Source organism: Antrihabitans cavernicola, assembly GCF_008297975.1.
GTDB lineage: Bacteria > Actinomycetota > Actinomycetes > Mycobacteriales > Mycobacteriaceae > Antrihabitans > Antrihabitans cavernicola.
On sequence record NZ_VLNY01000011.1, the window covers coordinates 75,085 to 97,901 of the forward strand.

Consider the following 22,817-nt stretch of genomic DNA (forward strand, 5'->3'; position numbering starts at 1 on the left):
AGTAGGGACAAAAGTCGTAGTCTTTTGCTTCGAGAACGGACGAAAGCGAGGTGTCGGCCGTGGCGGCCAAAGCATCAACGATCTGGTACGTGGACGCCCCGGACCCGCACGCGGTCCTTCGCGAGCATCCTGAGTCGGATCACGATGCGGCACAGGCGTTGGCGGGCAGGCTCTTTCCCGATCGGGTAGCGGTACCGACGAGCAGCGCCCCCATCTCCGCGGGCGCGGGCGTCGTCGCCAACGAGATCTTCATCGGCTGCTATCCGGGCGTCACGGTGGTCTGCAGTCCGCAGTTGGCGCTGCCGCGTCCCTCGGAGATTCCCGGTGGGTGGATCAGACCGCTGGCATCCGAGCAGACGTTTCTGATAGCTTTCGACGCCCGCCACGAATGGGGTGCGTTCGCGATCTGGGAACGCGGTGCGTTGCGGCGCTCGTTCAGCGCGACCAAGGTGCATATCCACGAGGACCTCGGCCTGCCGCTGGTGTGGGAACGGCCGTTCTGGGCGGGAGAATTTCCTATCGCCCATCCGCCCGGAGTACTCCCCGATCCGCAGTCGCTGCCCTTCGATCCGCAGCAGTTCGCCGATGCCGCCAATCGCAAATGGCTGACCTTCGGCTATCAGGGCGACCGCACAGGTGCTCTCGAACCATCGGCCATCGTGGTCACGGGCTTCGCGCTCTACAAGGAGGGCGAAGTTCCGACCGCGACGCCTGCCCGCCACCAGCAACAGCAACAGCAACACGTCGGAACCGACGAGGGTCGCGCCGCCAAGCGTAAATGGTTGCGCAGGAAGAACAGCTGACTACAGCGCGCTGAGCAGCAGTGCGATCCAGCCCAGCAGCACGCCTGCGCTCACGCCGTAGATCACCCAGCGGATCGTCCTGGCGCGGCGCCACCGCCACAGCGTCGGCAACGCACCACCCACCGCCACCACGTTGATCCCTACCGCCAGAAACGGATTCACGCGCGCGAGCGCCAGTCCGAACGCGACGATGGCCGCAAGCATCAGGGCACCTGTCATCGTCGCGACGAGCAAACCCGTCGGCCACGGTGTCGGTTCCGACGAGTCGATGTCGACCGGATCGCCGAATAACTGCCTCACCCTTGCATCCTGACACGTTCGTAGAACGCCATGGCGGCAGCGGTGGCGACATTGAGCGAATCGGTGCCGGGTGCCATCGGAATTCGGGCTCTGACATCCGTTGCGCGCATGGTGTGTTCGGCTAGACCAGGGCCCTCCGCGCCTAGCAGCAGCGCGACCCGCTCCCCCGTCATCGCCTGTGCCAACGGCACCGCGGTCGGGTTGGGCGTCAGTGCGATCACTTGAAATCCCTTCTGCCGGATCAGGTCCAGCCCGCGTGGCCAATCCGGGACGCGGGCAAACGGAACGCGGAGAACATGCCCCATCGAGACTCGAACCGCGCGCCGATACAGCGGATCGGCACACTTGTCGCCGAACAGCACTGCGTCGGCACCCAATCCGGCGGCGTTGCGAAACATGGAACCGAGATTCTCGTGATCGTTGACGCCTTCGAGTACGGCGACCGTACGCGCACCGTCGAGCACATCGTCGAGTTCCAGCGCCGGCGGGCGATGCGCGGCGGCGAGCACGCCGCGATTGAGATGAAAGCCCACCACATCGGCCATCACGTCCGCAGTGGTGCGATAGAACGGCACGTCGAGGTCGGCGATCGTGTCGAGCAGTTCGAGCCTGCGCCGTTCCACGCCGAGAAACGCGTGCGTCCGGAACCGCGACTGGACCAATCGCTCCGCGACCAGCACACCCTCGGCGATCACCAAACCCTTGCCGTCCGGTAGGTCCGGGCGCCGGTCGGACGAATTGAGATCGCGAAAATCGTCCAGGCGAGGATCGGCTGGATCAGCTATGTCGACAACGAAAGCCACCCGACTATCTTGCCGGTCGCTCCGGAAGTCGATGCAACCGCCGCAGGAACGCACCGCCGACCAGCGCCGCGACCAACGAGATCGCCCCACCAACGACCAGCGGTGCGCGCGGCGACGTGATGTCGGCCAGTTGCCCCAACAGCGGACTGCCCAATGGTGTTCCGCCCAGAAAGCACAGCATGTAGATGCCCATGACGCGGCCGCGCATGTCCGACGGCACCGACATCTGGAGGATGTTCATCGCCGACGTGGTGAAGGTGAGCACCGCGGCGCCGGTGGGAATCAAGGCGATCGCGACCAACGGATAGCTCGGCATGAAGCCGACGGCCATCTCCAGCGCGCCGAACGCCGTTGCCGCCCCGAGAAATACACCCAGCTGAGCTGGTCCGGTTCGACGCGCGGCAATCGTCGCGCCCGCGAGCGTTCCGATGGCCAGGGTGGTCGACAGCAAACCGTAGGCATCCGCGCCGCGTCCGAAGCTGTTGCGCGCCAGCACCGCCAGGCTGATCGGAAAGTTCAGGCCGAACGTCGAGACCATGAACACGGTTGCGAGGAGCACCCGCAGATCGGCGCGCTCCCACACGTAGCGGAATCCGGCCCTGATCTGTCCACCTGCCTTTGCCGCGTGCTCGACGACGTTGAGCTTGCTTACGTCCATCCAGACCAGCGCGGCGATCACACAGGCGAACGACACGACGTTGATCAGGAACACCCACCCGGTGCCCACCAAGGTGATCAGCACACCCGAGATTGCAGGTCCCACGATGCGGGCAAGGTTGAACGTCATGGAGTTCAACGCAATTGCGTTGGACAGCAGGTCTTTACCGACCATCTCGATGGTGAACGATTGCCGGACCGGCGCGTCGATCGCGGACGCACAACCCATCGCGAACGCCAGCAGATAGACGTGCCACAGCGCCACCACGCCACCGACGTCGAGCACACCGAGAACGAGCCCGGATGCCGCCATCGCGAGCTGCGTCATGATGAGAATTCGACGTTTGTCGTAGCGATCGGCGAGCACGCCGCCCCATACGGACAGCACCAGCGTCGGCCCGAATTGCAGTGCCATGACGATGCCTACCGCGAGGGCGTTCCCGTTGGAAAGGGTGAGCACCAACCAGTCCTGCGCCACCCGCTGCATCCAGGTGCCGATGAGTGAAACGATCTGACCGGACGCCCACAACCGATAGTTGCGCTCTCGCAGCGCTGCGAACATCGACACGGAGCGTTGGGGCACAGACCCATAATGCCTTGGCGGGTCTGCTACTCCGAGTTGCTGACGATGTCCCTGATGATCACGACGGCGTCGCGCAAGGTCTCCAGTTGCTTCTTGTCGAGCGCAGTCAGCTGCTCGGTGATCCACTTCTCGCGAGCGCTCGTCTCGTCGGCGATGAGATCGCGACCCGAGTCGGACAGCGACACGATGATCTGACGACCGTCCGTGGGATGCGGGCTGCGTTCGACCATTCCGATGTCGGTCAACGACGCGATCACCCGCGTCATCGACGGCGGCTGCACGCGCTCTTTGCCTGCGAGGGCGCCAGGTGTCATTGCGCCGTCGCGGCTCAGGGTGGCGAGCGCCGAGAGCTGAGTCAGCGACACCTTGGAATCGGCCCTGCGGCCGCGCAAGTGTCGCGCCAAACGAACGACGGCCAGCGAGAGATCACTGGCGAGCGCTCGTATTTCGGTGTTCGTCACGCCAGTAACAATACGGCAACACCGCAGGTCCGGTTACGTAATCGCGTCGGTGATCGGGTCGATTGCGAAGTACGCCACAAATAGTGCCGCAACCACCCACAGCAGGGGGTGAACGTGCTTTGCGCGGCCCTTGCCGACTGCCAACACCACCCACGCGATGAAGCCGACACCGATGCCGTTGGCGATGGAGTAGGTGAACGGCATGACGACGATGGTGAGGAACGCGGGAAGCGCAATCGAGAAGTCACCGAAATCGATGTCGCGCACCTGACCGATCATCAGCGCGCCCACCACCACGAGCGCAGGAGCCGCCGCTTCGATGGGCACCACCGAGTACAGCGGCGTCAGGAACATCGCGGCCAGGAACAGCACGCCGGTGACGATGTTGGCCAGGCCGGTGCGCGCGCCTTCCGCTATGCCGGAAGCGGATTCGACGAAAACCGTGTTCGACGACGAAGACGCGGCACCACCGACGACGGCGCCCGCACCCTCGACGACGAGCGCGCGGCCGATGTTCGGGAGGTTGCCCTTCGAGTCGGTGAGCCCTGCCTCCTTACCGAGCCCGGTCATGGTTCCCATGGCGTCGAAGAAGTTGGCAAGTACGAGCGTGAACACCAGCAAGCTCGCTGCCAGAGCACCGATCCGGGTGAATGCGCCGAACAGGCTGACGTCACCGACCAGCGAGAGGTCCGGGATCTGGAACAGGTCGGTCGGCAACGCGGGAACGCTGAGGTTCCACCCCTTCGGATTGACGCCCTTGGACGGCCCGACATCGGCGATCGCTTCGACGATCGCGGCGAAGATCGTGGTCACCACGATGCCGATCAGCAAGCCGCCGCGGACTTTACGAGCTACCAGCACACCCATCAGGAGCAGACCGAAGACGAAGATGACGGTCGGCCACGACGCGATGGAACCGTCGATACCGAGCCCGACGGGGACCGTCGTATGTGCCGCGTCGGGCAGCCTGCGGACGAATCCGGAGTCGACGAGACCGATGAGCGCGATGAACATTCCGATACCGGCCGCGATTGCGGCCTTCAATTCCGCTGGGACAGCATTGAATACGGCGGTTCGGAATCCGGTGACCGCCAGGAGCACGATGATGATGCCGTCGATCACCACCAGACCCATGGCCTCCGGCCAGCTCACCTGCGGCGAAATCGTCACTGCCAGCAAGGTGTTGATGCCGAGCCCGGTCGCGATGGCGAACGGATAGTTGGCGACCAGACCGAAGATGATGCTCATGACGCCGGCTACCAGCGCCGTCACCGCCGCGACCTGAGTGACGGGCAGGATGTGGCCGAGCACATCCTTTTTCGCAACGGCGTCGTCGGCGGAGAAGCTTCCGAGGATCAGCGGGTTGAGCACCACGATGTAGGCCATGGCGACGAACGTGACAAGGCCGCCACGCACTTCGGTCGCCACCGTCGAGCCACGTTCACCGATCTTGAAGTAACTGTCGAGCCAGGTGGAGTTTCCAGCCATCTCGCGCGTCCCCATCCGCCGAAGGTGCTTGCACGTGCGAGATTAAGCTACCGAGCCGCCGTCGGCGCACCGAGACGGGCAAAAGGCGTTGTAGCGTAGGCCGGGTGAGCACCCCGACACCCGCGGAACACCAGCCTGCCGTGCCCGAGATTCCGGCACGCTTCACCGATCCCCGCCCGGTGCTGATGATCGGGACCGTGTTGTTCGTGATCGCCACCGTCGTGGTGTTGCTCGCGGGCGATCGCTGGAACGACGCGTTGCCGACCTGCTACACGGGCATCGCCATCGGGGTGCTGGGATACAGCATCTTCTGGATCCAGCGCGGCGCAGCTCGCCGCGGCAGCAAAGGTGCGCAGCAGGGCTTGACTTAGTGTCCCGAGTCGCTAGTCGGACCCGGTCGCCTGCGACGCGATGATGCTCGCGATCCTGTCCAGTTGGTCGTAGGCGGTCTCGTTGTCCTGATCGACCAACCACCGCAACACCAAGCCGTCGATCATCGACAGCATCAGTCGGCTCAGTACCTCCACCGGGACAGCCCATTCGGTGGCGGTCAGCGACGCCGCACGGTCGAGCAGGTCGCGAACCGTCGCATCGTTGAATGTGTATTGTTCGCGGGCGATTTCGACCTTCTCCGGCGCATCGTCCGCTCGTAACGCGAACGTGGTCACCTCGTAGGTGAGCAGCTGCCGGTCCGGCGTCTGCTCCACGTTGTGCCACATGGCGCGCAGCGCGAGATTGGTGAAGGCACGCAGGGATTCGAGGCCGGTGCCGTGCCATTCGATGACCTCAGGATCGGAATCCACGGAATCGCGTAACTCGATGGAGAGCGCCTTGACCAGTTCGGTCATCAGCGCGTCTTTGCTGTCGAAGCAATAGTGAACGACGCCGAGCGAGACCCCCGCAGCTTGTGCGACATCACGAGTGGTAACCGCTGCGACGCCTTTGCTTTCGGCCAAACCGATCGCCGCATCGATGAGATGAGCCCTGCGTTGCTCGATATTCAGTCTGGTCGGCACGGGTGCAGTCAATCCCTACTATTCGTGTGAGTCAATTCACCGCGCCGTAACTGGACGATCGACCAGAAGAAGTCAGAACACTCCCGGAATTTCGAGCGCCATTCGGACGTCGTCCGGCTTCCCCAGCGTCACGATGGCAATCCGAATCATGGTCGATCGTGCGTCCGCCGTGACATCCGCCGAGCCGCCCAACGCGACCACTCGGTAGACCAGGAACTCGCACGCATTGAGCAAAGCGTCGAGATCCAACGGGTTCGGAGCGTCACGCCCCAACTCGACGATCCGTCGGACGACGATGGTTCGAATGTCGTCGATGGCCTTGGTTCGATGCGCCGACACCGGCGACGACCTGTCGTAGAGCTCGCTGAACAACGGACCCAACAACGGACCTCGCGCGTGCGCCCAGTCGATATAGGCGTCGATCACCGAGATCGCCATGGCGACGTCGTCACCAGCTGCCTCGATCGCCTTCGTCAGTCCCGCGACCAGCGCGCGATCGGACTCCTCCAGCAGCACGTTCAGCGGTTCCTCGGCGTTCGCGAAGTAGCGATAGAAAGTCGGCCGCGAGATGCCCGCACCGTCGAGTATCAGGGCAACGCTCAACCCGCGAGAGCCGTGCTTCGCAAAGACGTCGGCCGTGGCGCCGATGATGCGCGCCCGCACCTGCTCGGCTTCCTCGGCCGTCTGCGGGGGCCGTCCCCGCCGCGGCGATTGCTTGACATCGGTCACACCCATGAGGTTAGGTTAACACCACTGTTAACTGAACATCGATGTTCGGTGAAATACGAGAGGCAACCGACTTGAGCACCGCGACGCATACCTCGAAGACCCCGGCCGCCAGGGAACTCCCGCGCGCCCTCCCCGCCGACGTCGCGGATCGGCTCGCCAAGCGCGCCGTCGCAGGCGGCTCGCCCAGCGTCGAGGTCCACGCACCCGCCACCGGCGCGAAGATCGTCGATCTGCCGCAGTCGTCCGTCGCAGATGTCGAGGCCGCCTTTGCCACCGCGCGTGTCGCTCAGCAGGAATGGGCCGCACGCCCGATCGCCGAGCGCACCGCCGTGTTCAAGCGGTTTCACGACCTTCTCCTTACCGAGCAGTCCGACATCCTCGACATCCTGCAGACCGAGACCGGCAAGTCGCGCCCGCACGCATTCGACGAGATCAGCGACGTTGCGGTGAACTCGCGCTACTACACGCGGATCGCCAAGTCCGTCCTCGACACACATGGTCGCCGCGGCGCGCTGCCGTTGCTGACCCAGGCGAGCGAGGTTCGTCGCCCCAAGGGCATCGTCGCCGTCATCTCCCCGTGGAACTACCCGCTGGCCCTCTCCGCGTCCGACGCGTTGCCTGCGATCATCGCCGGCAACGCCGTGATCTCACGTCCCGACAACCAGACCGCGTTGACCGCGCTGTGGGCCAACGAACTTGCCGAACGAGCCGGCCTGCCCGCAGGCGTCTGGCAGATCGTCCTCGGTCGCGGCGCGACCATCGGCAGTGAGCTGATCGCCCGCGCCGACTACGTCGACTACACCGGCTCCACCGCGGTCGGCAGATCGATCGGCGAGCAGGCGGCCGCCCGGTTGATCGGTTGCTCGCTGGAACTCGGCGGCAAGAACCCGATGTTGGTTCTCGACGACGCCGACATCGACAAGACCGCCGACGGCGCCGTCCGCGCATGCTTCGCGTCCGCTGGTCAGCTGTGCGAATCGATCGAACGAATCTACGTTCACACCGACGTCTACGACCGATTCGTCGCAGCCTTCGTCGAACGGGTCGAGAAGATCCGGCTGGGCGCGAACCTGGCGTTCGACAGCGACATGGGTTCGCTGACGTTCGAGCGTCAGCTCACCTCCATCACCGCACACGTCGAGGACGCGCGCGCGAAGGGTGCGACGGTACTCGCGGGCGGACGGCCCCGCCCCGACCTGGGCGCCTACTTCTACGAGCCGACGGTTCTCACGGGCGTCACCCGAGACTTGGACGTCTTCGCCGAGGAAACCTTCGGGCCTGTCGTCTCGATCTACCGCGCAACCTCCGACGACGACGCGATCGCTCAGGCCAACGACAGCGACTACGGTCTCAATGCCAGCGTCTGGAGCCGCAGCGTCAGCCGCGGCCGCTCGGTCGCAGCCCGCCTGAATGCCGGTTCGGTCAACGTCAACGAAGGCTTCATCGCCGCATGGGGCAGCGTCGACGCCTCGTCGGGTGGTCTCGGCGATTCGGGTTCCGGTCGCAGACACGGCAAGATCGGCATCCTCAAGTACACGGACACGCAGACCATCGCCGTGCAGCACCTACTGCCCATCGCGCCGCTGCCCGGCATGTCCGACGAGACGTGGGCCAAGACGATGACCCTCGCCTTCCGCACGATGCGCCTGATCGGCCTGAAGTAACCGAACACTCGACAACGAAACGGATCAACAGAGCTATGAAGAACGTCGCAGGTAAGAAAGTCCTCGTCACCGGTGCCGCCATGGGCCTGGGCAAATTGTTCGCCACCCGCGCGGTCGCCGAGGGCGCAGCCGACGTGGTGCTGTGGGACATCAACGAGCAGGCACTGAAGGAGACCGCCGCCGAGCTCGAGAAGCCAGGCGTCAACGTGCACACCTACGCGGTCGACGTGTCCGCACCGGACGCGATCGCCGAAGCAGCCGAGTTGGTGCGTAGCAGTGTCGGCAACATCGACGTGCTGTTCAACAACGCGGGCATCGTTCGCGGCAACGGCTACTTCTGGGATACCCAGAACCGCAAGGACATCGAGCAGACGATGGCGATCAACTCGCTCGCGCCGATGTACATCGCGCTGGAGTTCTTGCCGGGCATGATTGCGTCCGGCGAGGAGTCGCGCATCGTCAACATCGCGTCGTCGGCCGGCCTTGTCGCCAATCCGCGGATGAGCGTCTATGCGGCGTCCAAGTGGGCCGCTGTCGGCTGGTCGGATTCGGTTCGTCTCGAATTGGAGCAGGCCGACCACGACAACGTCCGGATCACCACCGTCTGCCCCACCTACATCAACACCGGCATGTTCGACGGCACCAAGAAGATCCTCTTCACCCCGGTGCTCGAGCAGGACGACGTCGTCGACGCAGCATGGAAAGAGATGATCAAGGGCGGACCGTTCGTCATCCTCCCGTGGACCTCGCGCCTGAACAAGATTCTGGGCGGCGTGCTGCCGGTGAAGCTGCGCGACTCGTTCCTCAACCTCGTCGGCGTCTACCACTCCATGGAAGAGTTCACAGGTCGCGAGAAGAAGTAGCTACCTGCCCGCAGCCGGGTAGGCGGCAAGAATCTGACGTTCGGCGTCGGCGAGGTATTGCGTGAGCATCTGCTCCGCCTCGCCGACGTTGCCGTTTCCGGCGGCGTCGTAGATGCGATGGTTTCGCTCCAGATAGGGCTGATGAAACCGGTGCGGATCCGCCATCACGTGAAAGACGAGTCGTAGCTCGTTCCACACGTCTGCCATCAACTGGTCGAGGCGAACGCTCCTGTTCAGTGCGGCGATCGCCTTGTGAAACGCAATGTCCGCGCTGCCGACTCCGGTCCAGTCTCCTTCTTGCGCAGCGGAATCCGCCGTATCGAGCGCCGTCGACAAGCCGCCGAGATCGGCGTCGTGCGAAAGATCACGCAAGGCGGCACGCTCGACGATTCGCCTGCAGCTGTAGAGATCCGCGACATCGACCGCCGTCGGGATTCGTACGAAGACTCCTCTGTTGAGCTCGTGCGTCGCGAGCCGCTCTTCGACCAGCGTGCGGAAAGCCTCACGAAGGGTATTGCGCGAAACCCCGAGGGCCGCGCAGATGTCCGGCTCCGACAAACGTGTTCCTGGAGCGAACGTCCCGTCAAGGATGCTGCGCCGCACGATGTCGGCAATTCGCTCGCTACGGCTGGCGCGATCCAGCTGATCTCGTTGGGCGGCGAGTGCGGTGTACGCATCCGGCGCTACAGGCGATGCCATCCGTTGCCTCCCATTCGACGTGTCTTTCCTCGAGACTAGTCCGAGCCGAACTTTTTGGGTCAACAATCCTCTGAGGGTATTGCAGGATCGTTCAACGATTTGTATTCTAATGAGACGTACGCCACACCCACGACGATCAAGGCGAGGTCTCCGATGGACCGTTCGACAACACCGACCCTCGGCTCCGAACCCGACGAAGGGACCGAGGCGTTCGGCTGGATCCGCACCATGAGCGGGAAAGGCCGCCGCGCGTTTCTCGGCGCCTTCGGCGGCTACGGCCTCGACTCCTACGACTTCCAGGTGCTGCCCCTCGCACTCGGCGCCATTGCTTCGTACTTTGCGATCAGCACCGGCGAAGCCGGGCTGCTGACGACGGTCACGCTCATCGTCTCCGCAGTCGGCGGCGCATTGGCCGGCGTGCTCGTCGACAAGATCGGACGGGTCCGCACGCTCCAGGTCACCGTCGCTACATACACGCTTTTCACGGTCCTGTGCGGATTCGCTCCGAACTTCGAAACGCTGCTGGTCTGCCGCGCGTTCCAAGGGCTTGGCTTCGGCGGCGAGTGGGCAGCGGGTGCGATTCTCGTCGCGGAATACGCCAATCCGAAGTATCGCGGACGCGCGGTCGCCTACGTCCAAAGCGCATGGGCGGTGGGCTGGGCACTGGCGGTCGTCGTCTACACGATCGTGTTCCAGGTCTTCAGTGAAGACTTCGCCTGGCGCGTCCTGTTCTGGACCGGCGCGCTGCCCGCTCTGCTGATCATCTGGGTTCGGCGCAACCTGACCGACACCGAAGCCGTCATCGAAAAGCGTGAAGCCGCAGGGAAAACGCGCGGATCGTTCACGGCGATCTTCCGTCGCGACCTACTGCGGACCACCTTCTTCGCATCGTTGCTGGCCACCGGCGTGCAAGGCGGCTACTACACGCTGGCGACCTGGCTGCCCACCTACCTGAAGAAGAGCCGTCAGCTCGATGTGGTCGGAACGGGCGGCTACCTGTTCATCCTGATCTCGGGTGCATTCCTCGGTTACGTCACCGGCGGCATTCTGTCCGACAAACTCGGCCGGAAGCGAACGATGCAGTTGTTCGCAGGCCTGTCCGTCGTCTTCATGGTCTGCTACACACAGGTTCCCGACGGCGCGAACACAGCCGTCATGCTGCTCGGCTTTCCGCTCGGCTTCTGCACCTCGGCAATCTTCTCCGGGTTCGGTTCGTTCCTTTCCGAGCTGTACCCGACCGAATTCCGTGGCACCGGACAGGGATTCACCTACAACTTCGGCCGCGCCGTCGGCGCCGTCTTCCCCACGGTCGTCGGTTTCCTCGCATCGACTGCGCTGGGCCTCGGTGGCGCGATGATGTTCGGCGCGTTCGGTTACGTGGTCGCGGTGATTGCGCTGTTCGGCTTGCCCGAGACCCGTGGCCAGGAACTTCGATGACGAATGTTGATCCGGCCGATGCCCGTGCGCAGTTTCGCGCAGGCACGGTCACGCCGACGGCGGGCTGGTCGCATGGCTACACCCAGACCAACTTGATTGCCGTGCCACAGGATTGGGCGTACGAGTTTCTACTCTTCGCCCAACGCAACCCCAAGGCGTGTCCGGTCCTCGATGTCAGCGATACCGGTAGTCGGACAACGGTTCTCGCCGAGAACGCCGATCTGGCTACCGATATCCCGCGGTATCGCATCTGGGAGAACGGCGAGCTGGTCGACGAACCGGCCGATGCGGCGCAGTTCTGGCGTGACGATCTGGTGGCATTTCAGATCGGGTGCTCGTTCACCTTCGAGTCGGCACTCGTCGATGCCGGCATTCCGCTGCGACACATCGAGCAGGGCACCAACGTGCCGATGTTCGTCACTCAGCGGATGTGCCGACCGGCGGGCAGGATCAGCGGGCCGCTCGTGGTGTCGATGCGACCGGTTCCCGGCGCGATGGTCGCGGCGGCGGTATCGCTGTCGGAGCGCATGCCCGCCGTGCACGGCGCACCCGTGCACGTCGGCGATCCGACGTCGTTGATCGTCGGCAACATCGACGAACCGCAGTTCGGCGACCCGGTAAAATTCGAGGCGGGCGATGTTCCGATGTTCTGGGCGTGTGGCGTCACGCCCCAGGCCGCGGTGATGGCATCGACACTCCCGTTTGCGATCACCCACGCGCCGGGGCACATGTTCATCACCGATGTTCCGGACAAGACCTACACGCTGGGAGGCGGCAGCAATGTCTGAGCGCGAGAACGTGATCGATCTCAACAGCGACCTCGGCGAGGGCTTCGGCGCCTGGTCCATGGGCGACGACGACGCACTGCTCGACATCATCACCAGCGCAAACATCGCGTGCGGATTCCACGCAGGCGATCCCGCGATCATGCGACGCACGTGCGATCGCGCGGTGTCTCGCTCGGTCACCATCGGCGCGCACATCTCCTATCAGGATCTGGCGGGTTTCGGGCGGCGAGCGTTGGCCGTAGAAGCAGCCCGGTTGCGCGACGAAACGCTGTATCAGATCGGCGCGCTCGACGGCATCGCCCGTGCCGCAGGAGGTCGCGTTCGCTACGTCAAACCGCATGGGGCGCTCTACCATTCGGGTTCTTCCGACGCCGAGGTCGCAACGGCGATCGTGACCGCGATGAGCGAGTTCGACGCCGGTCTCGGGTTGCTGGGGCCACTGGACTCGGAGTTGGAGGCTGCCGCAGGTCGTGCCGGAATCGCTTTCTACGGTGAAGGATTCGCCGACCGCGCCTACACACCCGAGTCGCGGTTGGTCGCGCGAAGCGCGGAAGGCGCAGTGCTCGCCGAATCGGCCGCGGTTGCGCAGGCGTTGGCAATCGCGCAATCCGGAACCGTCACCGCGGTCTCCGGTGTCGCTGTTCCGGTTCGCGCGCAGAGTATCTGCGTCCACGGCGACTCCCCGGGCGCAGTCGCGATGGCGCGGTCCGTTCGAGCCGCCATGCAGGACGCGGGCATCGCGCTCGCGGCATTCGCGTGAATACGATCCATCGCGCGGGCGATCGCGGGCTGCTGCTGGAACCCGACGATCGGGCGGACCTGGATGCGGTGGTCCGAATGCTGCACAGCACGAATCTCGCAGGCGTAGCGGACATTCTGCCCGCTGCGCGCACGGTCTTCGTCAGTACGGAATCGAGCGCGGATCGGCTGCGGCTGCAACAGGAGCTTCGCGATCTGTGCGCCCATCTCGACCGCTCGCCCGCCGACTCGGCCGACACCGAACTGGTGACCATTGCGGTCCGCTACGACGGCGACGATCTGGACGACGTGGCGCGATTGCTCGGCATCAGCGTCCGCGAGGTGATCGATGCGCACATCGGCTCCGAATGGTGTTGCAGCTTCGTGGGATTCGCTCCCGGATTCGGCTACCTGGAGTCGGCAGAGCGTCGGCTGACCGTGCCGCGTCGTACCCAGTCGCGCACTGCCGTGCCCGCCGGGTCGGTCGCACTCGCCGACGGCTACTCCGCCGTCTATCCCCGCCGATCTCCCGGCGGCTGGCAGATCATCGGCACGGCTGACGCGACGCTGTGGGATCTGGACCGACCCCACCCTGCACTCTTGCGTCCGGGCACCCGGGTCCGATTCACCGAAGCCGCGTCGTCATGACCTTGCGGGTGCTCGCCACCGGGCCGCTGTGCACAGTTCAGGATCTCGGCAGATCGGGGTGGTTCGCGGACGGTGTCGGTGTGTCGGGAGCGGCTGATCGACGGTCGCTGGCGCTGGCAAATCGTTTGGTGGGCAACGACGAAAGCGCTGCGGGTATCGAATGTCTGCTCGGCGGTCTCGAGCTGTCGGCGCTTGCTCCGGTAACAGTCGCAGTGACCGGTGCACCCGCATCCATCACGGTCGAGGGCACGCCCAACGGTCACGCGTCGGTGATCGATCTTGCCTGCGGACAGACAGTTCGGCTCGGCCTCGCCAGTGCCGGATTGCGCACCTACGTCGCCGTACGAGGTGGTATCGACGTGCCCGCCGTACTCGGCTCCCGCAGCTACGACACGCTGTCGGCGATCGGCCCCGCACCGCTGCAGGTCGGGCAGGAACTACCGGTCGGACCCACTCCCGGTGGCTGGCCGATCATCGATCAGGCTCCCGTTGCCGCGATGACCTCCGATCCGGTAATCGCACGGGTCAGCTTCGGACCGCGCGACGAGTGGTTCGAGCAACCCCAGGATCTGCTGGACGGGTGGTGGGAGGTCAGCGATCGATCCGACCGTGTCGGGGCCAGATTGATTCGCCCCGAACGGTTCCCGTCGCTGCGTCGCCGTGACGAGAGCGAACTCCCCAGCGAAGGAATTCCACTCGGTGCCGTCCAGGTACCACCGAGCGGCGAACCGGTGATCTTCCTTGCCGACCATCCGATCACCGGTGGCTATCCGGTGATCGGCGTCGTTGTCGACGCCGACATAGATCTGGTTGCGCAAGCGCGGCCGGGTCAGCAGATCAGGTTTGTCCGGGCTTGATCAGTGCCGCTGAAATAGTGGTTTCCCTCCCGGTATCCGGGAGGAATACCGCGCAACCGGAACTGATCAACGCGCGGCAAGGAACTCGACGAAGGCGGCGGTGAGTTCGGGCGCGACGAACGCGCTCCCGTGATCGCCGGGTACCCGAACGAACTGGGCATTCGGCAGGAGTGCGGCGAGCTGATCGGCGTCCGACCGTTCGTCGCGATCGCCGATCGCGACCAGTGTCGGCGTAGTGATTCGACGCAGGTCATCCTCGGACGTCGGAACGAGCGAGTCGAGCACATGCGACAGCGCTTCGGGGTCAACGCCATGCGCCGAAAGTCTGCGCATTCTTTCGTCGCGGAGCGCATCCGGGGTGAGTGCGCGTCGATTCGCACCACCGCCTTGTGGGCCGGCCACTTTCGCCAGTCCTTGCCCGGCAACGATCGCGCGGCGCGGGTTGGCACCTCGTGCGAGCGAACTGATACCGCCGAACCCAGGCAGCAGAACAAGCGTTCGGCCGGAACCGATCTCGTTCCAGGCCAGTTCGACGCCGTCGCGCCCAGGAAACCCGCGCCCGGCAAACCGATGAGCACTCACCTGCTCAGTGTGTCAGGTTGGTTGGCCTCGCGCGGTCGAGAGACTCGGCAACTCCTAACGCAACCCGCGAATCCACGCCATCGCCCATGCAACGCCGAGGGCCCAACCGACCAGCACGTCGGTCAACCAATGTGCGCCGAGGTAGACGCGGGACACGCCGTCGAGCGTGGTGATCGCACCGAGCAGGATGTACATCGGTACAGGGTTTCTCGGCGGTCGCAATCGAAAGATCACCGCGCCGACCACGCAGACCAGCACCGCCGACAGCATCGCGTGCCCCGACGGCATCGCACTCGACGCCTCCTCGACCAGCCGCTGCGGAAACGGTGGCCGGTCGCGGCCGATCAACAACTTCACCAGGTTCATCACCAGCCAACCGGAGAGCATCGAGCCACCGACCAGCAGCGCGTCGAGTCGGTGGTTGCGCACCAACAACGCGAGGGTGAGCAGCGATGCGACCAGCGTCATCCCCACCACGCCACCGACATTCGTGACGAACATGAAGCCATCTGTCAGCCACGGGGTTCGATGTGCGACCACCCAATCGAGCACGCGCTGATCCATCATCGGAAGTCCTCGGCTATGTGATCCAGACCGTCGTCGTCGCGCCACCACGACACCGACCGGTCGCCGCTCACTGCACCGCTCAAGCGCACCGTCAGGTCGTCGTGCACGGTGACCATCCCCGACGGCACCTCGAGGCCCATCGTGACGAATGCCGCTACGGCACCGGGCACCTCGCCCCACGTCGCGTTCCGCCCATGGCTGCGCACCTCGCCTCGAACGGCCTCTGATGCCAGCCGAATATCGAGCAAGTCGGCCAGCGCTGCCGCGGATTCGATGGTGCCGAGCACCGCGATGGTCTGCGGAACGACACGGCTCACCCATGGGTTGTCGACGACCACGGCATCGGCGGGATCGGCCAGATCACCCGCGAGCGTACGGACGCGGTCCGGCGGCGCGACGTCGTTCGGAACCAGCACACCCTTTCGTACCGCAGTAGCGAGCATCGCGTGCACCCCGACAGCGACGCCCGGGGTCGGGGTGCGGTCCACATCGGCAAGCCGGTCCAGTAGCAGCTGTGCCACATCACCATCCAACACAGCGGGATCCGCCAACGCCCCGCCGAGCGCATCGGCATCCGGGTGATCGAGCGGATCGAGCAATCCGGCGAATGCTGTCACGTCCGGGAGGCAATAGGAACCGAGGACGTGGCCGTCGATACGCGCGTACCTGCGCAGCCACCACGACGTGTAGCCGAGCCGATCCGCCAGCAGCGGCCGGATGTTCGGATCGTTCGCCAGCAGTGTCAACGCCTGCGGCCAACGATCGTCGTCGACCAGGTCCAAATCGCGAACCGCCGCAAAGTCTTCCGGATCTTCGGGTAGCGCGTTCCACCAGTCGTGCTCGGCGTCGAGATCGTGGTCCGCTCCGGTGGGCATGCTGTCGCGCACGACGGTGAACCCCGAGCCGACGCCGATTGCCCGGAGTGCGATACCACCGAAGCGCTCGACCAGCCCCGAATCGACTGTGCCGAAGGGCGAATCGTCGATCAGCACGGTCGCCAGCGGCGCGTCAGGGAGCAGTAGCTCGTCGGCCGAACGCAGGTCTCCGGCGTCGTCGGGCAGCGGCAGCAGACCGAGCCAGGACGGCAGCCGATCGGGGTCGGTGATGTGCGCGGCGACGGTCAGAACAGCTTCGACCAGCTCGGACAGGTCGTCGTCGCTGTCTTCGATTGCTGCTTGCAGCGCCGGATCGGACAACAGATCCAGTGCCGCAGCCTGTTTCGCGCCCAACCGCTCCAGCAGCGGGTGGACCGCACCGGGATGCACCAGCCTCGCCCAGTGCACGGGAACGTCGCCGGTAGCCACGAGATCGGTCGCGATGACGGTGGTTCGCGGTCCCGTGACGAGTCGACCATCGGCCAGTGGCACCGGTAGTGCACCTAGTTCCTGCGCGGCAACGTTATCGACCGCCAACGGTTCCAGCGCGCCGTAGAGCCGCTGCCACCACTCGGACGGCCTCTCGATACCGCTCAGCGCCTCCGCAACGCGGGCGAGTCCGATTCTGTGCACGTCCAGTTGGGCAAGAGCGCTGGCATGCCGATTTCCGGACAGCTCGGGGACCACGAGGTTCGGGACGATGTCGCCCAGCAACTCGGCCAATTCCACCGACAGGCCGGGCAGCACCGTTGCGCTGGTCGGCACGGCATTGTTGTCCCCCGCCACCGGGAGCCACGAGTTCTCCTGGAGCTCCCGCAGGATCGCCTCGCGAAGCACGCTGTCCACTTCACTACGTGCGAAGCCGGGATCTGGCACCAATGCGAGCCGGCTCACGACCGGCACCGCGGCCGCGAATTTCGCATAGCCGCTTGCCAATTCGTCCACGCGGGCGCCCGGGAGAACTCGCCGACGGTCCGGCTGCATGTCGACGGACGCGATGACGATGGCCGGCAACGACAACTCTTCGTCGGATCGAGTCGGGGCCCGCAGCACATCCGCTGCAACCGGCCTGCCAATGCCACCGACGACCGGGAGCAGCCACCGAGCGCGTGGCGTCGAATATTGCCACCAGATGCGATCACCGATCGACACCTCGGTCACTCCATCCGGCATCGCGCGCTCGGTTCGGATCCGCTCGGTTCGGACCACAGCGTCGCCTGATACCCGAATCGATTCCAGTGCAGGCAATTCCAGCAGCAGATCGATGGATTCGATCACCATCGATGCCAGCAAGGTCGCAGCGTCGACATCGTCGCGCAACCGCAACACGACTTCGGTGTCCCATCCCGCTGCGGGCTTCTCGGCGATCGGCCACACCAACCGCAAGACGGGGACAGACTCTGCGCCGATCGACTTGTCTGCCAGCGTCTTCCGCGTCTCGGCCGCCGAGAACCGGATGGATCCCGACGTGGAGCGCACCTCTACTTCGTCACTCACCGACAAGACCGCGCTGAAGCCGACGCCGAACTGCCCGACGCCGCCGACCTTGCTCGAGGCCCGCAATGCGGACAGCGCTTGCACGCCTTGGTAATTCAGCGGTGAGCCGGTATTGGCGATGTGCAGCTCACGATCGTCGAGCCAGACGGCGACCCGCCCTGCCGAGCCTGCGGCGTCGGCGGCGTTCTGCGCCAGTTCGGTGAGTACACGATCTCGATAGCCCGCCCGAACCAGATCAGCTTCTGCTGCGGCGTCTTCGCGCAACCGTGTCGGCGAACTTTCCCACGCGAGCAGCAGCGCGGAACGCAGGTCGGCTGTGCCGAACGGATCGGCTACGTCGATGCGACGTCCTGTTCGGGTTCGGACTCGCTCTGCTCCTGCGGCTTCAGCTCGGCCGTCGGGATCACCTCGACAGCGGCGTCGTCGAACGCATCGTACGCCGGCGAGCCCGCACCGGTGGGCAACGTGGTGTCCGAGTGTGCGCCGCAACCGTACTCGGCATGTACGACTCGCCCGTCGGCAGCAAGCTCGTTGCCACACACACCGAAGGCCGCATGCAGCGACCCGGCGATCGGCAGAAAGAATCCGCAGAGCACGCAGGTGGACGGAGCGGCCTTCGCCATTTCCGAATCGGGACCGAAATCGCCGTCGAACCAACGCTGGGCGGCATCTTCACGACCGTCGAGGCTCATCACCTTCGTCCGACCGAGACCGATCTCGAGCGCGACGTCGTCGACCTCGGGATCGCCGTTCGCGACGTAGCCGGGCACCAGCCGCGGGTCGTCGGCAACGGGCGCCAACAGATCGCCGGGCGACAGGTCGCCTGGGCGGACACGCTCTTCCCACGGCACCCACACCGGGGCCACGAGTGCGTCGGGTCCCGGCAACAGGACCGACTCGCTGACGGTCACGTGATCCGATTCCGGATCGGCAGCAAGCACGACGGCCCACTGCCAGCCGCCGTACCCGGGCAGAGTCGCCTCGAAGCGGTGCGTTGCTGCGGCATCATCGTCCGCGGTGACACCGAGATGACGACCGACTCCGCCGTCTCCGCCCTCGTCGAGCGCGGCGCGCGCGACATCGACGGCCTGGGCCAGAATCGGGCGCACTTCGGACAGCTGGGGGGAAGAAGCGACGCTCACACCGTCATTTTGCCGTATCGCTGCCGATCCGTGGTCGAGTGGGCTGACATGCTGGGCCGATGCGCGTGCTGCGGGTGCTGTCGACGATCGTCGTCGTGGGTGCGTCCGTCGCTGCGTGCGACACCGATTCGGCTGGGCCGCCACACTTGCGCGTCGAGATCGTCGACACCCGTCCACACGATGTGACCGCCTTCACCGAGGGCTTCGAGGTTGCGGGCGACCGCCTGCTGGAGGGCACCGGCATGAGCGGGGCGTCGCAACTACGAGCCAGCGACCTGGCAACCGGAACCGAACTGACCCGCGTCGACCTCCCGATCCCCCTGTTCGGTGAGGGCATCACCGATACCGGGTCCCGAATCTGGCAGCTCACCTGGCGTGACGGTATTGCCATCGAACGCGACACGGTGACGCTCGTCGAGCGGCGGCGGGTGCCCTACCAGGGCGAGGGGTGGGGGCTCTGCGCGCAAACCGATCGACTGGTGATGAGCAACGGCACGGCAACGCTCACCTTCCGCGACCCGACGACCTTCGCGAAAACCGGGAGCATCGATGTGACCGGCTTTCCCGGCGCCCAACTCAACGAACTCGACTGCGCGGACGACGGAACCGTGTACGCGAACGCGTGGCCGACCGACACGATTCTGCGCATCGATCCTCGTTCCGGTCGCGTCACCGGGCAGATCGACGCGAGCGGATTGTTGGATCGGCCGGACGTGTCGCAGACCCAACGCGACCGTGCCGACGTGGAAAACGGCATCGCCCATCTGCCCGGCACCGACCGATTTCTGATCACCGGCAAGTACTGGCCGCTGACATTCGACGTGCGGTTCGTGGAATGACTGTGGCCAGCCGTGTCGTCTTTTGTCGGCGATCTAGGACAGAATTGACCCCGTGACCGATCACTACGAGCCGGAAGACCGTCTGCGTGACGGCCGACGCCGCGCTGATCACGATCGGGCCGGCGGATGGGCGTCTTCGGAGCATCCCGATTTGCAACATCCCGGATATGACAACTACCCGCCACGGCACGTCCCGACACGCAGGCAGCCGCTACCGCCTTTGCACCCGGTGGACGGGGACCGATCGCACCAGCCACCCCAATCCGACGAGCCACCACCGCCCCAGTCCGGGGCGCGTCGAATGCCGCGGAAGATGACGGTCACGCGCGTCGCGGCGTTGCGCGGACGCGAACTCACCGGACGCGGTATCGCGACGTTCCAGCGCGCTGCGAAGGCGGACGGCGCAGACAAGTCGGGCCTCACCGCGCTCACCTACGCGACCATGGCCAACTTCGCGACCGACGCGGCTCTCGTTGTGGCGCTGTCCAATACGCTTTTCTTCTCCGCTGCGACCGGTGAAAGCAAGACGAAGGTTGCGCTGTACCTGGTCATCACCATCGCACCGTTCGCGGTGATCGCACCGCTGATCGGCCCCCTGTTGGATCGGCTGCAGCACGGCCGTCGAATAGCGCTCGCCGCATCGTTCGTCGCGCGCGCGGTGCTGGCCGTGCTGCTGGTGTTCAACTTCGACAGCTGGGCCCTGTATCCGGCTGCCCTCGGCATGCTGGTGATGAGCAAGTCGTTCGCGGTGTTGAAGAGTGCGGTGACCCCACGCGTGCTGCCGCCGGACATCGACCTGGTCCGTGTCAATTCGCGACTCACGGTCTTCGGACTGCTCGGCGGGTCGATAGCCGCGGGTGGTGTGGCAGCGGCGGTTGCCGCCCTCTCCGGTTCGACCGGCGTGTTGTGGCTGACAGCCGCGTTCAGCGTCGGCGGCGCGGTCCTGTGCCTGCGGATTCCGTCGTGGGTGGAGGTCACGGAGGGCGAGGTTCCCGCCACGCTGAGCTATCACGGCGACGACGCCCACACCGTAGTGATCGACAAGGATCGCAAGACGACGGTCAAGCCGAACAAACGCCGCCAGCCTCTCGGCCGTGCGGTCGTGACCGGATTGTGGGGCAACAGCACGATTCGCGTGCTCACCGGATTTCTGACGTTGTACGTGGCCTTCGTCGCCAAGTCGCGCACCGAACACGAGGCGCTGGTACAGGCCGCGATGCTCGGCATGGTCGGCGCTGCCGCCGCCATCGGCAACTTCGCGGGCAATGCGGCGGGAGCGCGCCTGCAACTCGGGCGCCCGTCGCTGCTGGTGCTGCGCTGCACCATCGCAGTGACGATCGTCGCGGTGATCGCTGCTGTCGCCGACAGTTTGATAGCAGCGGCGATTGCCGCCTTGGTCGCATCCGGATCGAGTGCGCTGGCGAAGGTGTCGCTCGACGCCTCGATCCAGGACGACCTGCCGCCCGAATCGATAGCGTCCGGGTTCGGACGCTCGGAGACAGCACTGCAGCTGAGCTGGGTCGTCGGCGGCGCGATGGGCGTCCTGCTACCGACCGAATACTGGATCGGCTTCACCGCGGTTTCCGCTGTGCTGGCCCTCGGTCTGGTGCAGACGTTCCTCAGCTACCGTGGTCACTCGCTGCTTCCCGGCCTCGGCGGCAACCGGCCGAATCACGCCGGGCAGGAAGTCTCGAGCGACCAGTACGTGCAGCAGACCGGATTCCAACAACCGACAGGACACCCAAGCCCGTGAAACTGCAGCCGAAGACCGTCAAGATCCTGGCCGGCCTCGGCGCATTGGTATTGGTGGTCGTGATCGGGCTTGTCGCGGTGCTCTATGTCGCGATCCGCGACAAGGGACCCAAGCAGCCTTCCGTGATCGCCTACTCGCACGGCAAGTCGATCGATGTGAAACCACTGGAGTACTGCAGCGTCACACTGCAGGACTGCACCCAGGGCCCGATCGCCCAGCTCGAGGTCCCCGGAACCGATCCGCTGCAGCTCTCGCTTCCGGACGACATCTCCGCAGCACCGTGGCGGCTGGTGATGATCTTCGAGAAGCCAGACGGCACCCTGGTTCCGCAGGAGCGCTACTTCAAGAAAGACGAAGTAGCTGCTGTCACCGTGCAATCGGAAGAAAGCCCGAAGCTGCGGCTCAACGGTGTCGAAATTCAGCTGCCGTCGGCGGTGGTGGACGAAAACGGCCTACCGAAGGCGCACGCGATCTGGTCGATCAAGACCAGGGGTTAGTTGTCGAGCTCGCGGGCAACCGCGCGCACGACCTCCGAGATGCGTTGTGCGGTCTTGCGGTCCGGGTACTTGCCCTTGCGCAGGTCGGGCTGAACGGTCGCCTCGAGCAGCGTGATCATGTCCTCGACCATGCCGTGCAGTTCGTCCGGCGTGTGCTTGCGCGCAACCGGTTCCTTGCGCGCAGAGCCACCGGAGCGCTGCACGGACGGAGCAGGCTCGAGCACCTTCACGCTCAGCGCCTGCGGGCCGCGGCGACCCGCAGCCATACCGAATTCGACGCGCTGCCCGGGCTTGAGTGCCTCGACACCATCGGGCAACGCCGACGAACGGACGTAGACATCCTCACCCTCGTCCTGCGAGAGGAAGCCGAAACCCTTGTCGACGTCGTACCACTTCACCTTGCCGGTCGGCACCGCATTCACCCGTTCGTTTCTTGCCACACTTGGCTGATCCAAGCTGGTCGTGAGCGTTGGATATTTTCCAAAGCAAACGCGCCCCGCATGACGCAGGACGCGAAGTCCGAAGTCTACC

The 22,817-nt window shown here is 65.2% G+C and carries 25 protein-coding genes; 12 read left to right on the forward strand and 13 right to left on the reverse strand.

Translation table 11 applies throughout. The annotated features are described in order from the left end of the window. Window positions 1-59 precede the first annotated feature (59 nt). Window positions 60-803, forward strand: a complete 744-nt coding sequence (locus FOY51_RS20075; protein ID WP_149432038.1) for a DUF6928 family protein — start codon at window positions 60-62, stop codon at window positions 801-803. Here FOY51_RS20075 and FOY51_RS20080 read toward each other — a convergent pair whose 3' ends face one another. The 5 genes from FOY51_RS20080 to FOY51_RS20100 are packed head-to-tail and all read right to left on the reverse strand — an operon-like array spanning window position 804 to window position 5,095. Then, window positions 804-1,103, reverse strand: a complete 300-nt coding sequence (locus FOY51_RS20080) for a DUF2537 domain-containing protein (RefSeq protein WP_290367909.1) — start codon at window positions 1,101-1,103, stop codon at window positions 804-806. Continuing rightward, window positions 1,100-1,906 (reverse strand): TrmH family RNA methyltransferase, encoded by an 807-nt coding sequence (locus FOY51_RS20085; RefSeq protein WP_149432039.1) that lies wholly within the window; start codon window positions 1,904-1,906, stop codon window positions 1,100-1,102. Before FOY51_RS20085 ends, FOY51_RS20080 begins: the two co-directional genes overlap by 4 nt. A gap of 4 nt (window positions 1,907-1,910) precedes the next feature. Continuing rightward, entirely contained in the window at window positions 1,911-3,125 is a 1,215-nt protein-coding gene (locus FOY51_RS20090; protein ID WP_149432114.1) for an MFS transporter, read from the reverse strand. Window positions 3,126-3,172: 47 nt separating this feature from the next. Further along, window positions 3,173-3,607 (reverse strand): Rv0880 family HTH-type transcriptional regulator, encoded by a 435-nt coding sequence (locus FOY51_RS20095; protein ID WP_149432040.1) that lies wholly within the window; start codon window positions 3,605-3,607, stop codon window positions 3,173-3,175. Window positions 3,608-3,640: 33 nt separating this feature from the next. Then, window positions 3,641-5,095: an NCS2 family permease gene (locus tag FOY51_RS20100; protein WP_149432115.1), complete on the reverse strand. Its 1,455-nt coding sequence runs from the start codon at window positions 5,093-5,095 to the stop codon at window positions 3,641-3,643. Window positions 5,096-5,199: 104 nt separating this feature from the next. On the opposite strand from FOY51_RS20100, the gene FOY51_RS20105 reads away from it, so the two are divergent. Next, a complete protein-coding gene (locus FOY51_RS20105) occupies window positions 5,200-5,466 on the forward strand; it encodes a DUF2530 domain-containing protein (protein ID WP_371830468.1) in 267 nt (88 codons plus the stop codon). Between the two features lie 12 nt (window positions 5,467-5,478). On the opposite strand, the gene FOY51_RS20110 is transcribed toward FOY51_RS20105, so the two are convergent. Both FOY51_RS20110 and FOY51_RS20115 read right to left on the reverse strand, forming a co-directional pair. Beyond that, window positions 5,479-6,111 carry a TetR/AcrR family transcriptional regulator gene (locus tag FOY51_RS20110; protein WP_149432041.1) on the reverse strand — a complete coding sequence of 211 codons (633 nt, stop codon included), beginning with the start codon at window positions 6,109-6,111 and terminating at the stop codon, window positions 5,479-5,481. 72 nt (window positions 6,112-6,183) lie between these two features. Then, the gene (locus FOY51_RS20115; protein WP_149432042.1) at window positions 6,184-6,846 is read right to left on the reverse strand and encodes a TetR/AcrR family transcriptional regulator; all 663 of its coding nucleotides are present in this window, start codon (window positions 6,844-6,846) and stop codon (window positions 6,184-6,186) included. A gap of 35 nt (window positions 6,847-6,881) precedes the next feature. On the opposite strand from FOY51_RS20115, the gene FOY51_RS20120 reads away from it, so the two are divergent. Together FOY51_RS20120 and FOY51_RS20125 are read left to right on the forward strand one after the other, a co-directional pair. Continuing rightward, a complete protein-coding gene (locus FOY51_RS20120; protein ID WP_149432043.1) occupies window positions 6,882-8,504 on the forward strand; it encodes a succinic semialdehyde dehydrogenase in 1,623 nt (540 codons plus the stop codon). 35 nt (window positions 8,505-8,539) lie between these two features. Beyond that, entirely contained in the window at window positions 8,540-9,367 is an 828-nt protein-coding gene (locus FOY51_RS20125; RefSeq protein WP_149432044.1) for an SDR family oxidoreductase, read from the forward strand. Here the strand turns inward: FOY51_RS20125 and FOY51_RS20130 are convergent, their stop codons facing one another. Further along, the gene (locus tag FOY51_RS20130; protein ID WP_149432045.1) at window positions 9,368-10,066 is read right to left on the reverse strand and encodes a GntR family transcriptional regulator; all 699 of its coding nucleotides are present in this window, start codon (window positions 10,064-10,066) and stop codon (window positions 9,368-9,370) included. Window positions 10,067-10,219: 153 nt separating this feature from the next. Here FOY51_RS20130 and FOY51_RS20135 point away from each other — a divergent pair, with 153 nt between their 5' ends. The 5 genes from FOY51_RS20135 to FOY51_RS20155 are packed head-to-tail and all read left to right on the forward strand — an operon-like array spanning window position 10,220 to window position 14,534. Further along, entirely contained in the window at window positions 10,220-11,503 is a 1,284-nt protein-coding gene (locus tag FOY51_RS20135; RefSeq protein ID WP_149432046.1) for an MFS transporter, read from the forward strand. Further along, on the forward strand, window positions 11,500-12,291 hold the full coding sequence (locus FOY51_RS20140) for a putative hydro-lyase (RefSeq protein ID WP_149432047.1): 792 nt from the start codon (window positions 11,500-11,502) through the stop codon (window positions 12,289-12,291). Before FOY51_RS20135 ends, FOY51_RS20140 begins: the two co-directional genes overlap by 4 nt. After that, entirely contained in the window at window positions 12,284-13,051 is a 768-nt protein-coding gene (locus tag FOY51_RS20145) for a LamB/YcsF family protein (protein WP_149432048.1), read from the forward strand. Before FOY51_RS20140 ends, FOY51_RS20145 begins: the two co-directional genes overlap by 8 nt. Next, the gene (locus FOY51_RS20150; RefSeq protein ID WP_149432049.1) at window positions 13,048-13,677 is read left to right on the forward strand and encodes a 5-oxoprolinase subunit B family protein; all 630 of its coding nucleotides are present in this window, start codon (window positions 13,048-13,050) and stop codon (window positions 13,675-13,677) included. Before FOY51_RS20145 ends, FOY51_RS20150 begins: the two co-directional genes overlap by 4 nt. Next, window positions 13,674-14,534: a 5-oxoprolinase subunit C family protein gene (locus FOY51_RS20155; RefSeq protein ID WP_149432050.1), complete on the forward strand. Its 861-nt coding sequence runs from the start codon at window positions 13,674-13,676 to the stop codon at window positions 14,532-14,534. The genes FOY51_RS20150 and FOY51_RS20155 overlap by 4 nt, the downstream gene beginning before the upstream one ends. 66 nt (window positions 14,535-14,600) lie before the next feature. On the opposite strand, the gene FOY51_RS20160 is transcribed toward FOY51_RS20155, so the two are convergent. The 4 genes from FOY51_RS20160 to FOY51_RS20175 all read right to left on the reverse strand — a co-directional run bounded on the left by FOY51_RS20160 (window position 14,601) and on the right by FOY51_RS20175 (window position 19,197). After that, window positions 14,601-15,116, reverse strand: coding sequence for an alpha/beta fold hydrolase (locus FOY51_RS20160; protein ID WP_149432051.1), 516 nt, complete (start codon window positions 15,114-15,116; stop codon window positions 14,601-14,603). Window positions 15,117-15,170: 54 nt separating this feature from the next. Next, entirely contained in the window at window positions 15,171-15,683 is a 513-nt protein-coding gene (locus tag FOY51_RS20165) for a phosphatase PAP2 family protein (protein WP_149432052.1), read from the reverse strand. Continuing rightward, entirely contained in the window at window positions 15,680-18,319 is a 2,640-nt protein-coding gene (locus FOY51_RS20170) for a sacsin N-terminal ATP-binding-like domain-containing protein (RefSeq protein WP_235916546.1), read from the reverse strand. Before FOY51_RS20170 ends, FOY51_RS20165 begins: the two co-directional genes overlap by 4 nt. 68 nt (window positions 18,320-18,387) lie before the next feature. Then, on the reverse strand, window positions 18,388-19,197 hold the full coding sequence (locus FOY51_RS20175) for a DUF3027 domain-containing protein (RefSeq protein WP_235916548.1): 810 nt from the start codon (window positions 19,195-19,197) through the stop codon (window positions 18,388-18,390). 59 nt (window positions 19,198-19,256) lie between these two features. Here FOY51_RS20175 and FOY51_RS20180 point away from each other — a divergent pair, with 59 nt between their 5' ends. From FOY51_RS20180 to FOY51_RS20190, 3 genes are read left to right on the forward strand one after another with little or no spacing between them, the layout of a single operon-like run. Continuing rightward, the gene (locus FOY51_RS20180) at window positions 19,257-20,036 is read left to right on the forward strand and encodes a glutaminyl-peptide cyclotransferase (protein ID WP_149432053.1); all 780 of its coding nucleotides are present in this window, start codon (window positions 19,257-19,259) and stop codon (window positions 20,034-20,036) included. 52 nt (window positions 20,037-20,088) lie between these two features. Next, window positions 20,089-21,789, forward strand: a complete 1,701-nt coding sequence (locus tag FOY51_RS20185; protein ID WP_235916550.1) for an MFS transporter — start codon at window positions 20,089-20,091, stop codon at window positions 21,787-21,789. After that, window positions 21,786-22,286 (forward strand): DUF2771 domain-containing protein, encoded by a 501-nt coding sequence (locus FOY51_RS20190; protein ID WP_187776399.1) that lies wholly within the window; start codon window positions 21,786-21,788, stop codon window positions 22,284-22,286. Before FOY51_RS20185 ends, FOY51_RS20190 begins: the two co-directional genes overlap by 4 nt. Here FOY51_RS20190 and FOY51_RS20195 read toward each other — a convergent pair. Further along, on the reverse strand, window positions 22,283-22,699 hold the full coding sequence (locus FOY51_RS20195; RefSeq protein ID WP_187776404.1) for a cold-shock protein: 417 nt from the start codon (window positions 22,697-22,699) through the stop codon (window positions 22,283-22,285). The genes FOY51_RS20190 and FOY51_RS20195 overlap by 4 nt on opposite strands. Window positions 22,700-22,817 lie beyond the last annotated feature (118 nt).